This window comes from Antarcticimicrobium luteum, assembly GCF_004358185.1.
Taxonomy (GTDB): domain Bacteria; phylum Pseudomonadota; class Alphaproteobacteria; order Rhodobacterales; family Rhodobacteraceae; genus Antarcticimicrobium; species Antarcticimicrobium luteum.
Genome location: NZ_SMUV01000070.1, coordinates 98,437 through 110,494, shown reverse-complemented (window position 1 = coordinate 110,494; position 12,058 = coordinate 98,437). Strand labels below are relative to the sequence as shown.

At 67.9% G+C, this 12,058-nt stretch carries 11 protein-coding genes and 1 tRNA gene; 8 read left to right on the top strand and 4 right to left on the bottom strand.

The genetic code is table 11. From position 1 onward, the window contains the following. The first annotated feature begins 9 nt into the window (after window positions 1-9). The 8 genes from nosZ (at window position 10) to E1832_RS15315 (ending at window position 8,183) form a co-directional block, all read left to right on the top strand. Window positions 10-1,917 carry a TAT-dependent nitrous-oxide reductase gene (nosZ, locus tag E1832_RS15350; protein WP_133360650.1) on the top strand — a complete coding sequence of 636 codons (1,908 nt, stop codon included), beginning with the start codon at window positions 10-12 and terminating at the stop codon, window positions 1,915-1,917. Window positions 1,918-1,920: 3 nt separating this feature from the next. Continuing rightward, a complete protein-coding gene (locus E1832_RS15345) occupies window positions 1,921-3,180 on the top strand; it encodes a nitrous oxide reductase family maturation protein NosD (protein ID WP_133360649.1) in 1,260 nt (419 codons plus the stop codon). Then, window positions 3,170-4,063 (top strand): ABC transporter ATP-binding protein, encoded by an 894-nt coding sequence (locus tag E1832_RS15340; RefSeq protein ID WP_133360648.1) that lies wholly within the window; start codon window positions 3,170-3,172, stop codon window positions 4,061-4,063. Before E1832_RS15345 ends, E1832_RS15340 begins: the two co-directional genes overlap by 11 nt. Further along, window positions 4,060-4,881: an ABC transporter permease gene (locus E1832_RS15335; protein ID WP_133360647.1), complete on the top strand. Its 822-nt coding sequence runs from the start codon at window positions 4,060-4,062 to the stop codon at window positions 4,879-4,881. The genes E1832_RS15340 and E1832_RS15335 overlap by 4 nt, the downstream gene beginning before the upstream one ends. Beyond that, entirely contained in the window at window positions 4,878-5,417 is a 540-nt protein-coding gene (locus tag E1832_RS15330; RefSeq protein ID WP_133360646.1) for a nitrous oxide reductase accessory protein NosL, read from the top strand. The genes E1832_RS15335 and E1832_RS15330 overlap by 4 nt, the downstream gene beginning before the upstream one ends. Further along, window positions 5,414-6,319 (top strand): FAD:protein FMN transferase, encoded by a 906-nt coding sequence (locus tag E1832_RS15325; RefSeq protein ID WP_133360645.1) that lies wholly within the window; start codon window positions 5,414-5,416, stop codon window positions 6,317-6,319. Before E1832_RS15330 ends, E1832_RS15325 begins: the two co-directional genes overlap by 4 nt. A 219-nt stretch (window positions 6,320-6,538) precedes the next feature. Beyond that, window positions 6,539-7,222 (top strand): Crp/Fnr family transcriptional regulator, encoded by a 684-nt coding sequence (locus tag E1832_RS15320; RefSeq protein WP_133360644.1) that lies wholly within the window; start codon window positions 6,539-6,541, stop codon window positions 7,220-7,222. A gap of 148 nt (window positions 7,223-7,370) precedes the next feature. After that, window positions 7,371-8,183 carry an ATP-grasp domain-containing protein gene (locus E1832_RS15315; RefSeq protein ID WP_133360643.1) on the top strand — a complete coding sequence of 271 codons (813 nt, stop codon included), beginning with the start codon at window positions 7,371-7,373 and terminating at the stop codon, window positions 8,181-8,183. Window positions 8,184-8,233: 50 nt separating this feature from the next. Here E1832_RS15315 and E1832_RS15310 read toward each other — a convergent pair. From E1832_RS15310 to E1832_RS15295, 4 genes are all read right to left on the bottom strand, one after another. After that, window positions 8,234-8,309, bottom strand: a tRNA-Thr gene (locus E1832_RS15310). Between the two features lie 47 nt (window positions 8,310-8,356). Further along, complete coding sequence (locus tag E1832_RS15305) at window positions 8,357-9,889, bottom strand: heme biosynthesis protein HemY (RefSeq protein ID WP_133360642.1); 1,533 nt, start codon at window positions 9,887-9,889, stop codon at window positions 8,357-8,359. A 10-nt stretch (window positions 9,890-9,899) separates the two neighbouring features. Beyond that, window positions 9,900-11,210, bottom strand: coding sequence for a COG4223 family protein (locus E1832_RS22570; RefSeq protein WP_165978908.1), 1,311 nt, complete (start codon window positions 11,208-11,210; stop codon window positions 9,900-9,902). A gap of 52 nt (window positions 11,211-11,262) precedes the next feature. Next, window positions 11,263-11,991 (bottom strand): uroporphyrinogen-III synthase, encoded by a 729-nt coding sequence (locus E1832_RS15295; RefSeq protein ID WP_133360640.1) that lies wholly within the window; start codon window positions 11,989-11,991, stop codon window positions 11,263-11,265. Window positions 11,992-12,058: the final 67 nt, after the last annotated feature.

The window sequence follows — 12,058 nt, the reverse complement described above, 5'->3', positions numbered from 1 at the left end:
GAGGACACAATGTCGGAACAGGAAAAGACACTGAATGTCACACGTCGCGGCCTGCTGGGCGCGACCGCCACCGGGGCCGTCATGGCCGGGACCGGCCTCGGCGCGACCCTGATGGGCGCGCGCCCGGCCAACGCCGCCGGCAAGATCAATCTGGAGCCCGGCGAACTGGACGAATACTACGGCTTCTGGTCCTCGGGCCAGAGCGGCGAGCTGCGCATCTTGGGCATTCCGTCGATGCGCGAGCTGGTCCGGGTGCCGGTGTTCAACCGCTGCTCGGCCACCGGCTGGGGCCAGACCAACGAAAGCCTCAAGGTGCTGACCGAAGGGCTGCTTCCGGAAACCAAGGAGTTCCTCGCCAAGCGCGGCAAGGTCACCTATGACAACGGCGATCTGCACCACCCGCACATGTCGTTCACCGACGGCACCTATGACGGCCGTTACCTGTTCATGAACGACAAGGCCAATACCCGCGTCGCGCGGGTGCGCTGCGATGTGATGAAATGCGACAAGATCACCGAGATTCCCAACGCCAGCGACATCCACGGGCTGCGGCCGCAGAAATTCCCGCGCACCGGCTATGTCTTTGCCAACGGCGAGCATGAGGCGCCGCTGGTCAACGACGGGTCGATCCTGGACGAACCTGAAAAGTACGTGAACATCTTTTCCGCCATCGACGGCGACTCGATGGATGTGGCCTGGCAGGTGATCGTCTCGGGCAACCTCGACAACACCGACTGCGACTATCAGGGCAAATACGCCTTCTCGACCTCGTACAACTCGGAGATGGGCATGACCCTTGCCGAGATGACCGAGAACGAGATGGACCACGTGGTGATCTTCAATCTCAAGGAGATCGAAAAGGGCGTGGCCGCAGGCGACGTGCAGGTGCTGAACGGCGTGCCGGTGATCGACGGGCGCAAGGGACAGAACAAGAAATACACCCGCTATGTCCCGATCCCGAACAGCCCGCATGGCTGCAACACCGCCCCCGACGGGCGGCACGTGGTGATCAACGGCAAGCTGTCGCCAACCTGCTCGGTGATCGACGTGACCAAGGTCGATGCACTGTTCGACGAGGATGCCGACCCGCGCTCCTGCGTGGTGGCCGAGCCCGAGCTGGGGCTGGGGCCGCTTCACACCGCCTTCGACGGCAAGGGGTTCGCCTATACCACGCTGTTCCTCGACAGCCAGGTGGTGAAATGGGACGTGGCCAAGGCGATCCGCGCCTATGCCGGCGAGGCAGTCGATCCGATCATCTCGAAGGTCGATGTGCACTACCAGCCGGGCCACAACCACACGACCATGGGCGAAACCAAAGAGGCCGATGGCAAGTGGCTGATCTCGCTCAACAAGTTCTCGAAAGACCGGTTCCTGAACGTGGGTCCGCTGAAGCCCGAAAACGAGCAGATCATCGACATTTCCACGGACGACATGAAGGTCGTGCACGACGGGCCGACCTTTGCCGAACCGCATGACGTGATCCTGGTTCGCTCGGATATCGTCAATCCGTCGCGGGTCTGGTCGCGGGACGATCCGATGTTCGCCGATGCGGTCAAACAGGCCGCCGCCGATGGCGTGGTGCTCGAGGACGGCCATGACGAGGTGATCCGCGACGGCAACAAGGTCCGGGTCTACATGTACTCCTCGGCGCCGGTGTTCAGCCTGGAAAAGTTCACCGTCAAAGAGGGCGACGAGGTGACGATCTATGTCACCAATATCGACGATATCGACGACCTGACGCACGGGCTGACCATTTCGAACTATGGCGTCGCGATGGAGGTTGCGCCGCAGGCCACCGCCTCGATCACCTTCACCGCCGACCGTCCGGGCGTACACTGGTACTATTGCCAGTGGTTCTGCCATGCGCTGCACATGGAGATGCGCGGCCGGATGCTGGTCGAGCCGCGGGCGTCCTGACCGATGCGGTGGCTTCTCGCCCTGATGCCGATCCTGTTCGCTGCGGCAGCCGCCGCGGCGGACTGGGACGTGCCGAACCGGCCGGGGGCCATCGCTGAAACCCTGGCGCAGGCGGCGGACGGCGACGTCCTTCGCCTGCGTCCCGGCACCTATGCCGAAACCTTTGTGCTGGACCGGCCCGTGGTGCTGGACGGACAGGGGCGCGCCACCCTTGACGGGCAGGGCCGCGGCAGCGTGATCACCGTCACCGGCCCCGGCGTCACCGTGCGCGGCCTGACCGTCATCGGCTCGGGCTCCGGGCATGAGACGATTGACAGCGGCATCAAGCTGACCAAGACCGCGCGCGCGCCGCAGATCCTCGACAACGTTCTGCTGGGCAATCTCTACGGCGTCGACATCCACGGCGCCAGGGACGCCCGCGTCGCCGGAAACCGGATCGAGGGGCGCCACGACGCCCGCATGAATGCGCGCGGCAACGGCGTCTATGTCTGGAATGCGCCCGGCGCGGTGGTCGAGGACAACGACATCCGCTTTGGCCGCGACGGGATCTTCGTCAACTCGTCAAAGCGCAACATTTTTCGGGACAACCTGTTCCGCGATCTGCGGTTCGCGGTGCATTACATGTATGCCGACGACAGCGAGGTCAGCGGCAATGTCTCGATCGGCAACCACCTGGGCTATGCGGTGATGTTCTCGACCCGGGTCCAGGTGACCGGCAATGTCTCGATCGGGGACCGCGATCACGGGGTGATGCTGAACTATGCCAACAAGGGCGAGATCAGCGGCAATTACGTCAAGGGCACCAAGGGCAAATGCGCCTTTCTCTACAACGCCCACCGCAACCGCTTCGCCGGCAACTGGTTCGAGGGCTGCGGCATCGGCATCCATTTCACCGCCGGATCGCAGGACAACCGGATCAGCGGCAACGCCTTTGTCGGCAATCGCACCCAGGTCAAATACGTCTCGACCAAATGGGTGGAATGGTCCGAGGGCGGGCGCGGCAATTACTGGAGCGATTTCGCCGGCTTCGATGTCGATGGCGACGGCATCGCCGACGCGCCCTATCGACCCAACGACAGCATGGACCACGTGCTGTGGACCCAGCCGGCGGCCAAGCTGCTGATGGGATCGCCGGCGGTGCAGCTGGTGCGCTGGTCGCAATCGGCATTTCCGGCCCTGTTGCCCGGCGGCGTGATCGATTCCCATCCGCTGATGAAACCGGCAAAACCCAAGGCCAGCCAGAAGGTGACCCATGACGGATAATGTCTTGCAGATCGAAGGCGCCAGCAAGGATCGTGGCAATCTGCGGGTGCTCGACGCGGTGTCGCTGTCGGTCGCCCCCGGAGAGCGGGTGGCGCTGCTGGGCCACAACGGTGCCGGCAAATCGACCCTGATCAAGGCGATTCTCGGCCTGATCACCCTCGACGGCGGGCGCATCGACGTCGCCGGCGCAACCCCGGGCAGCGCCCCGGCACGGGCGGCGACGGCGTTCCTGCCAGAGGCGGTCAGCTTTCACCCCGCGCTGACCGGACGCGAACAGATGACGCTGTTCTCGCGGCTGGCCGGGGCCCGCGCAGATGTGAGCGCCCTGCTGGAGCGGGTCGGGCTGGCCGACGCACTCGACCGCCGCATCGGCACCTATTCCAAGGGAATGCGGCAGCGGCTGGGGTTGGCGCAGGTTCTGCTGGGCCGGCCGCGCGTGGCGCTGCTGGACGAGCCGACAAGCGGGCTCGACCCGATCTCGCGCCAGGATCTCTATGACATCATCGACGAGCTGTCCGGACAGGGAACCGCCGTGCTGATCGCCAGCCACGCCCTGACCGAGGTCGAGGCGCGCACCGACCGGATTGCCATCCTGCGCCGGGGTGTGCTGGTCGCCGACGATACCCTGGCCGGGCTCAGCGCGCGCGCCGGCCTGCCGATCCGGCTGCGCCTGCGCGCCAGCGCCGACGCCGATGCGGTCGCGGCGCGGACCGGCGGGCGGCGGATCAACGGCGCATCGGTCGAGATCCTGTGCAGCCCGACCGAAAAAATGGACGCGCTGCGCCGCGTCGCCGCCATGGGCGAGGCGGTGGCGGACATCGACATTGCCCCGCCACGCCTGGAAGACCTGTACCGCCATTACGCGCAGGAGGTGCCGCAATGACCCGTTTTCTGGCCATCACCCGAACCGAGATGCTGATCCTGCGGCGCAACCGCTGGCTGGTCGTGACGACGCTGATCATGGTGCTCTTCGCGCTGGCGCTGACCTTTGCCGGCAGCGCCCCCACCGGCACGCTGGGGGTCGACATGCTGACGGTTTCGGTCGCCTCGATGACCACGCTGTCGGTTTACCTCGCGCCGCTGCTGGCGCTCATGATCTCGTTCGACGCCATCGCCGGCGAGGCCGATCGCGGCAGTCTGGCGCTGGTGCTGTCCTATCCGGCAGGGCGGGGCGAGGTGTTGCTGGGCAAGTTCACCGCGCAGCTGATGGCGTTGGGGTTTGCCATGACCGTCGGCTTCGGCAGCGCCGGGGCGGTGGCGGCCTGGTCCGGCGGCGCGGGGGCTGACAGCCTGATCGCGCTGGCCCGGCTGATCTGCACCTCGGTGCTGCTGGGCGCGGTGTTCCTGACGCTGGGCTATCTGCTGTCGGCGCTGGCGCCAAGCGCAACCGCGGCGGCGGGCATGGCGGCCGGGCTCTGGCTCGTCTTCGTGGTGCTCTATGACCTCGGCCTGCTGGGCGCCGTGGTGATGGATCAGGGCGGCGCGTTCACGCAATCGGTGTTTCCCTGGGTGATGGTGGCCAACCCGGCCGACGCCTTCCGGGTCTGGAATATCGCCGCCTCCGACGGCGTCGCGCTGAGCAGCGGCATGGTTGGGGCGGCGCGGGCCCTGCCGGACTGGGCGGCACCGGCCTCGCTGCTGGTCTGGCCGGTGCTCGGCTTTGCCGCCGCACGCGCCGCCTTCCGGAGGGTCGAGCCATGAGACACGGCCTGATGATCGTTGCCGCGCTGCTGGCGCTGACCGCCTGCAAACAGGACGAGGCCGCCGCACCGCCGCCGCCGGCGCCGTTGACCGAAGTCGCGCTGAGCTATTTCTGCCAGATGAACATCGCCGAACACGGCGGACCAAAGGGACAGATCCATCTGGACGGGCACGAACAGCCGCTGTTCTTTGCCCAGGTGCGCGACCTGGTGGCCTATCTGAAAAGCCCCGAGCGTGACGCCGAAATCACCGCCGTCTATGTCAGCGACATGGGCCGCGCGGACAGCTGGGAAAACCCCGGCGCCGAGAACTGGACCGCCGCAGAGACCGCGACCTTCGTGGTCGGCGCCGAGGTCGCCGGCGGCATGGGGGCGCCCGAGATCGTGCCCTTCGCCGATCCTGCCAGGGCCGCCGGGTTCATCGCCCGCTACGGCGGTCAGGCGCTGCCTTTTTCCGACATCCCCGACGACGCAGCGCTGGGCCCCGTCGATCTGGATCAACAGCTTGAGACCCCGTCACTGGAGAGCGCGTCATGACCCAATTCAGCCGCCGCAGATTTCTGACCATCGCCGCCGCCTGCGCCGCCGTGCCGGCCCGGGCCGCGCCCGCCACCGCCCGCTGGCAGGGCCGCGCGCTGGGCGCAGGGGTGTCGATGCAACTGGCCGGGCTGACCGGTCCCGAGGCCGCGCCGATCTTTGCCGAGGTCGCGCGGGAACTGGAGCGCCTAGAGGCGATTTTCAGTCTCTATCAGGGCGAATCCGAGATCTCCCGGCTGAACCGCGACGGCGTGTTGCCCGCGCCCTCGCCCGAGATGCTGGAACTGCTCAGCCTCTCCGGCGCCCTGCACCGGGCGACCGGCGGCGCCTTCGATCCGACCGTGCAGCCGCTGTGGCTGGCGCTGGCGGCAGGCAACGGCGCGGGTAATGACATCGAGGCGGCGCGCGCGCGCGTCGGCTGGCCCGGGCTGCGTTTTGACGCCGCCGCCGTGCGGTTCACCACCCCCGGCATGGCGATCACGCTCAACGGCATCGCTCAGGGCGCGGTCACCGACCGGATCGCGGCGCTGCTGCGCGCGCGCGGGCTGCGCGACGTGCTGGTCGATATGGGCGAGATCGCCGCCATGGGCCATCGCGCCGACGGCGCCGACTGGTCGGTCGGCATCGCCGATCCGGCGGGCCGGATCGTGCGGCGGATGACCCTGACCGACCGCGCGCTGGCCACCTCGGCACCGCTGGGCACCCTGCTGGATGCCGGAACCGGGCAGGGCCATATCCTGAACCCGGTCGGCGGCGCGCCCCGGCGCGCGCTGGTTTCGGTCTCGGCGCCGGGCGCGGCGCTGGCCGACGGGCTGTCCACCGCGCTGTGTCTGCTGACGCCAGCGCGCGGCGCCGAAGTTCTCGCGCAATTCCCGCAGGCGCGGCTGGAAACCGCGATCTGACGGCGGGGGGGCGACCCGCACCGGCGCGCGGCAGCACGATGAAGACCCCGCAACGCGCCAGGGGGCCGCGCGACCGGACGGCCCCGCGACCACCGCCGCACCTACCTGTCCTGCCCCGACCTGTCCTGCCCGGATCCCAATGCCGTGGACGGCGCGCGTGCATTTTGCTAGCACACCCATGGAAACCGGCACGGGCAACGGGAACAAGAAGGACAGGTCTTGGTTCACAAACACCACGAGGAGATCGCGCGAAACTCGGTTCTGCTGCGGTCCCTGCCGGACCAGCATGTCGAGCCGCTGTTGTCGCGTGCGATCTGCCATCGCTATGACCGCGGCGAAACCCTTTTTCTACAGGACGAGCCCGCCGACGCGATCCACATCGTTCTGGAAGGCTGGGTCAAGCTGTACCGCGTCACCCCAAACGGCAACGAGGCCGTGGTCAGCGTCTTCACCCGCGGCGAAAGCTTTGGCGAGGCGGTGGCGCTGCGGCGCCTGCCCTATCCGGTCTCGGCCGAGGCCGCCACCTCGGCCGAGGTGCTGCATCTTCCGACCAGCGTTCTGGTCGATCTGATCAAGCGTGACGCCGAGGTGGGACTTTCGATCCTGTCCTCGACCTTCATCCACCTGCATTCGCTGGTCGCCCAGCTCGAACAGCTCAAGGCCCAGACCGGGGCCCAGCGGGTCGCCGAGTTTCTGCTGGATCTCTGCGCCTGCGACGATGGCGGCTGCGTGGTGAAAATGCCCTATGACAAGGTGCTGATCGCCGGGCGGCTGGGAATGAAACCCGAAAGCCTGTCGCGCGCCTTTGCCCGGCTCAAGCGGTCCGGTGTAACCATCGAAAAGAGCCGGGCCCGGATCGAAAGCATCGAACGCCTGCGCGAGCTGGTCGACAACTGCGGCTGACCCCAGGGCCACGGATCAGCCCTGTCGCTTGCCTGTGCCCGCTGCGCGCGGTCGTGGCGGCCTGAGCACCCAAATCGGTTTCCTCCCGGCATCCCTTGGACTAGAGATTTGAATTATCGGTGAATCACAATTCCGGAAACGTCAGTCGTTGAAAGTCATTTTCGGTGCCCACCAAGATTGGAAAACAGGACTCAGATCCGGCACAGAGGCGGCCGGCCATGAATTCCACATGGACACCCTCGGGGGATTGGATCTCGCCGCCTATGACCTGGTCGTTCCACTCCGCCTCGATGACCGCGCCGCGCTAGCGCCCCGAATCGCCCGGGGAGAGGCCATTCCCGCCCTGCTTGCCTCGGCCGAAGCCGAGGCCCTGTGCCATGACAAGCTCGCCTTCAACAATGCGATGATCCGGGCCGGGCTTGGGGCATGCATACCGCCGATGTTTTCGTCCTGGCCGGCCGACCCGGATGCCTATCCCGTCATCCTGAAACAGCGCCGCGATGATTGGGGGAAAAACTCCTGCATCGTGCCGGCCCGGCCAGCGCCCTGTCATGAGATCGACCACGACACCCAGTTCGCGCAAGCCTATCTGCCCGGAACCGAAGAGTGGGCGACACATCTTCTCCTGCGGGACGGCCGGATTCTGTTCGAGGCAAGCATCCGTTACACGATGCCGGACATCCCTTGTGTAAAGGGCGCCCAAACACCTCCGCTGGGCAGGCAATGGCAGGGGCAGACGGAACACCTGGATCTGTCCCGGCGCGTTCTCGATGCGGCCGGGTTCCGCGACGGAACCTGTTGCATTGATTACCGGGTCGGGCGGGACCAGGTTCACATTTTCGAGGTCAATCCGCGCTTTGGCGGGTCCTTGTGCGACAGGATCGGGTCCTATCTCGAGGCCTACAAAAACACCCTCGCCGCGCCGCAGCGCCCGCACTGCGCACTCCCGCCAGACGTGTGATCGGACAACAACGGCGTGCGGCCGCACCTCGGTACTTTTCAGGGATTTAGTGGTGCCGCTGAAGGGACTCGAACCCCCGACCCCATCATTACGAATGACGTGCTCTACCAGCTGAGCTACAGCGGCCCTGGTGCGGTGCGCTCATAGCACCGCCGCGCGGGTCAGGAAAGGGGTTATTTCATCTCGTCCGCGGTGCCGGAGAGATCGGCCTCCGTCACATCCTCGGCCTCGATCACCTCCGCGTCCGGCCTCTGTGCGTCCGGCGTTTGTGGCTCTTCGATCACCTCTTCGGCCTCCGGGATCTCCTCCCCTGCCCGGCGCCCGTCCTCCAGCCGCCCGGTGATCAGCGGCAGCATCGCCCCGCCCATGGCGCTGGAAATCTCCGGCATCTTCGGGGTGGTCCAGCTCAGCGTGTCGAAGCTGTGGCAAAACTCGCAGAACGGCGCCCATTCGGCGTGGATGTGATTGCAGTTGTCACAGATCCATTGCGGCCCGCGCGGCGCGCTCAGCGCCCGCGCCAGCCAGCCCTGCACCACCGCGTCCGAGGCGCCCTCGCCCCGCTCGATCGCCGCCATCAGGGTCAGCGGCCGCGCATCGGCCGCCTTTTCCACCAGATCGCCCAACGCGCGGCGCGCCTCGGGGAAATCCCCGGCCACGATGTTCAGCTCGGCCAGCAGCAGCCGGGTCTCCGGGTGGTGCGGGTTGATCCTGGTCAGCGTCTGAAACCGTTTCAGCCGCTCCTCCGGTGTCTCGTCCGGGGCGATCCCGGCGAAGGCGGCCGCGATGTCGGGATGCGGCTGCGCCTCCCAGGCCTTTTTCAGCACCCGAACCGCCATCTTCGGTTTGCCCTGCGCGATATAGGCGCGGGCGGCCAGCGCGGCGGCAGGCACCAGGTCGGGCGACAGGCGATTGGCCTCGATGGCGCGTTCGCGGGCCTCGATCGACACCTCCTCGCCGACCACGTCGCGCGCCTCGGACAGCGCCAGCACCGCGTCGCGGCGTTTGTACACATCGCGGGGCAAACTCCCCGATTTGAGCTTGGCGGACAGCGTGCTGCGCGCCCCGGCCCAGTCCTGCGCCCGCGCCTGAAGGTCGAGCAGCACGTCCTGCGTTTCCTCATGTCGGGGCCGCAACGCCAGCGCCTTTTCCGCCAGCTTGCGGGCGGTCTCGGTATCGCCCTCGGCCAGTTTCTGTTTCATGATGCCGCGCACACCGACAAAGCGGGTCGCCTCATTGGTCACCAGCTTCTTGTAGGTTTCGGCGGCCTTGCGGGTGTCGCCGGCCATCTCGGCCGCCTGCGCGGTCAGCAGATCGGTCAGCTCGGGCTTGTCGAGGTATTTCGCGGCGCGCGAGGCCTTGGCCATGGCCAGCCGCCCCTCGCCCGAGGCCAGCGCCATCATGCCATCGGCCAGCGCCTTGTAGCCGCGCCGCTCGCGTCCCTTGTCGAAGAACCGCGACAGCGCGGTCTCGTCGCCGTTGAGAAACCGCCAGGTCGCCACCAGCAGCGACGCGAGCTTGAGCAGCAGCCAGACCAGCACCACCAACGCCAGCAGGGCGATGACCGATTGCAGCGGACCGAGGGTGTATTCGGTTCCCGCCGCGGTGATCTGCACACCGCCGCGCATTTCCAGCAACAGCCCTGCCCCCAGGGCCAGTGCCGCGATGATGGCCACGAAGACCAGGATTTTCAGAAGTGACCACAGCATCGCAGGTCCCTCAATTGGTGTTCAGGCTTTGCGCCAGCGTATCCGCAGCCTCCAGCGCAGACAGGCGCTGGCGGGCAAGCGCGGTCCAGTCCGCCAGCGCGGCGCGGGCGGGCTCGGGCAGGGCGGCGATCTCGTCCAGGGTCTCGGTCAGCCGGCCGGCGGTCAGCGCCGCCTCGGCCCGCGACAAGATGGCGTCGGGATCGTCGCCCGCGCGCGGCGCGACCGAGCGGGCGCCGAGCTGCCGCCGCAGAAAGGCGCCGATACTGCGGTCGCTCTCAACGGTGCCGGCGCGGGCCGCGGCCAGCGCATCGCGCGCGGCGGGCGGAAAGGTGCCGCGCAGCACCGCCAGCGTCACCACCCCGCCGCTGGCCGTGGCCGACAGCGCCTCGGGCACGGACAGACCGCCGGCGCGCAGCTCCTCCAGAATATCGGCATAGGGCGCACCGCCGTCGAGCGCACCGCGCAGACGGGCCACTGCGCCGCGGTTGGCCGCCAGCTGCGCGGCCTCCGAGGCCCTGGCCTCGGTTTCACGCGCCTCGGCGACCATTTTTTCGACCTCGGCGCGCTGACTGGCCAGCGCCTGCTGCATCGCCGCCAGCTCCCGCTCATAGGCGGCGACGGCCTCGGGCGCGGCGCCCTCGGTCAGCGGGCGCTTTTCCAGTTCGGTCAGCCGGGCGTCCAGCGCGGCGAGCGTGCCGGAAAGATCGGACAGCTCGGCGCGCAGACGGTCCAGCGCATCCTCGGTGCCCGCAACCCGGTCGGACAGACCATCGAGTTTCGCGGTGACGGGGGCCAGATCCGGGATACCGAGGCCAGAGACCCTGCCCTGCAGCGCCGTCAGCGCCGCGGTGTTCGCCGCCACATCCGATTGCAGCGTGGCGATCGCGGCGCCGCCGGTGCCGGATTTCAGCGCAGCGGGCAGAACCGGATCGAGGAGTTCGGTCCGCGCGGCGACAAACCCCAATGCAGCGGCCAGAACGCCGCCGATCAGCGCCGGGACAAAGCCACCGCGTTTCACGATCAACCGATCGGCGGCCTGCGGAACCGGTTCGGCCCGTGCCTCTTCGGCTTCGGCTTCGGCTTCGGCTTCGGCTTCGGCTTCGGCTTCGGCTTCGGCTTCGGCTTCGGAGACACGCTCCGCGCCCGCGTCCGCATCGTCAAGACGCTCTTCGGTCTCAGGCGTATCCGCGGACACGGCCAGGCCACCCTCTTCGGTCGGCGTATCGGAACCGGCCGCCGGCTCACCCGCCCCGGGGGGCGTTTCGGCCCGCGGATCGGCTGCCGTATCCTGATCGGGTTTCGGATCGGTCTTTTCGGCCACCCTGAAATCCCCTTCGATTCTCAATTGATTAGCCCAATGCGCTCGGTCAACACTACTGTGCGCCGCGGGGGCCCTCAACCCGGCTCGCGCGCTCTGCCAGGCGCTCCACCGCCGCCGCCATCGCCGCCCCATCCGGCCGCTCGGCGACGATCAACGCGCAAGCGCCCATGTTTTCAACGGGTTCCGCCGCAGCCGGGCTGATCGCGGCGAGATAGAGTGGCGCGGAACCCTGGCACAGGTCGGCAAAATGTCGCGCGCTGCGCGGCGAGAACAGCGGCACGATCACCGGACCGTCCCCCGCCAGCGCCGCCAGCGCCGCCGAGTCAAGCCCGACAAGCCGCTGATCATAGACCGCCTGCGCGCGGGTCTCGATCCCCGCGGCCGTCAGCCGCCCGGAAATTTCGCCGCGCGCGTGGGTGCCGCGCATATGCAGAAGCGGCGCGGGCGGGCGGCGCAGGACCAGCGCGGCGACCAGCGCATCGGCGGTGTCGCGGGTTTCCTCGACCGGCCATCCGTCCCGGCGGGCGGCATCCGCCGTGGCCGCGCCGACGCAATAGGCGGGCAGGGCTGGGCGCAATCCCGCCGCCCGCGCCGCCGCGACGCCGTTGGCCGAAGTGAAGATCACGCCACGCGCGTCCTGCGCCGAAACCGCGCCGGGACGCAATGCAATCTCCATCAGCGGAGAGCAGATCACCCGGAGCCGGTCCCGCACCCCCGGGGCAAGCTGCGCGACGAACCTCTCGGCCGCGGCGCGCGGGCGTGTCATCAGCAAGGTCAGCATCCGGCCCCCCCCCGGGATTGTTTGCCCGGGTTCGGAGTGTTACCTGCCAAGGCAATGGGACGCAACG

What these genes read in the sequence shown, in the direction of transcription:
- nosZ (WP_133360650.1), top strand. Translation starts at nt 10, where the DNA reads ATGTCGGAACAGGAAAAGACACTGAATGTCACACGTCGCGGCCTGCTG.
- E1832_RS15305 (WP_133360642.1), bottom strand. Translation starts at nt 9,889, where the DNA reads ATGCTGTGGTCACTTCTGAAAATCCTGGTCTTCGTGGCCATCATCGCG.
- E1832_RS15340 (WP_133360648.1), top strand. Translation starts at nt 3,170, where the DNA reads ATGACGGATAATGTCTTGCAGATCGAAGGCGCCAGCAAGGATCGTGGC.
- E1832_RS15295 (WP_133360640.1), bottom strand. Translation starts at nt 11,991, where the DNA reads ATGCTGACCTTGCTGATGACACGCCCGCGCGCCGCGGCCGAGAGGTTC.
- E1832_RS15335 (WP_133360647.1), top strand. Translation starts at nt 4,060, where the DNA reads ATGACCCGTTTTCTGGCCATCACCCGAACCGAGATGCTGATCCTGCGG.
- E1832_RS15325 (WP_133360645.1), top strand. Translation starts at nt 5,414, where the DNA reads ATGACCCAATTCAGCCGCCGCAGATTTCTGACCATCGCCGCCGCCTGC.
- E1832_RS15345 (WP_133360649.1), top strand. Translation starts at nt 1,921, where the DNA reads ATGCGGTGGCTTCTCGCCCTGATGCCGATCCTGTTCGCTGCGGCAGCC.
- E1832_RS15330 (WP_133360646.1), top strand. Translation starts at nt 4,878, where the DNA reads ATGAGACACGGCCTGATGATCGTTGCCGCGCTGCTGGCGCTGACCGCC.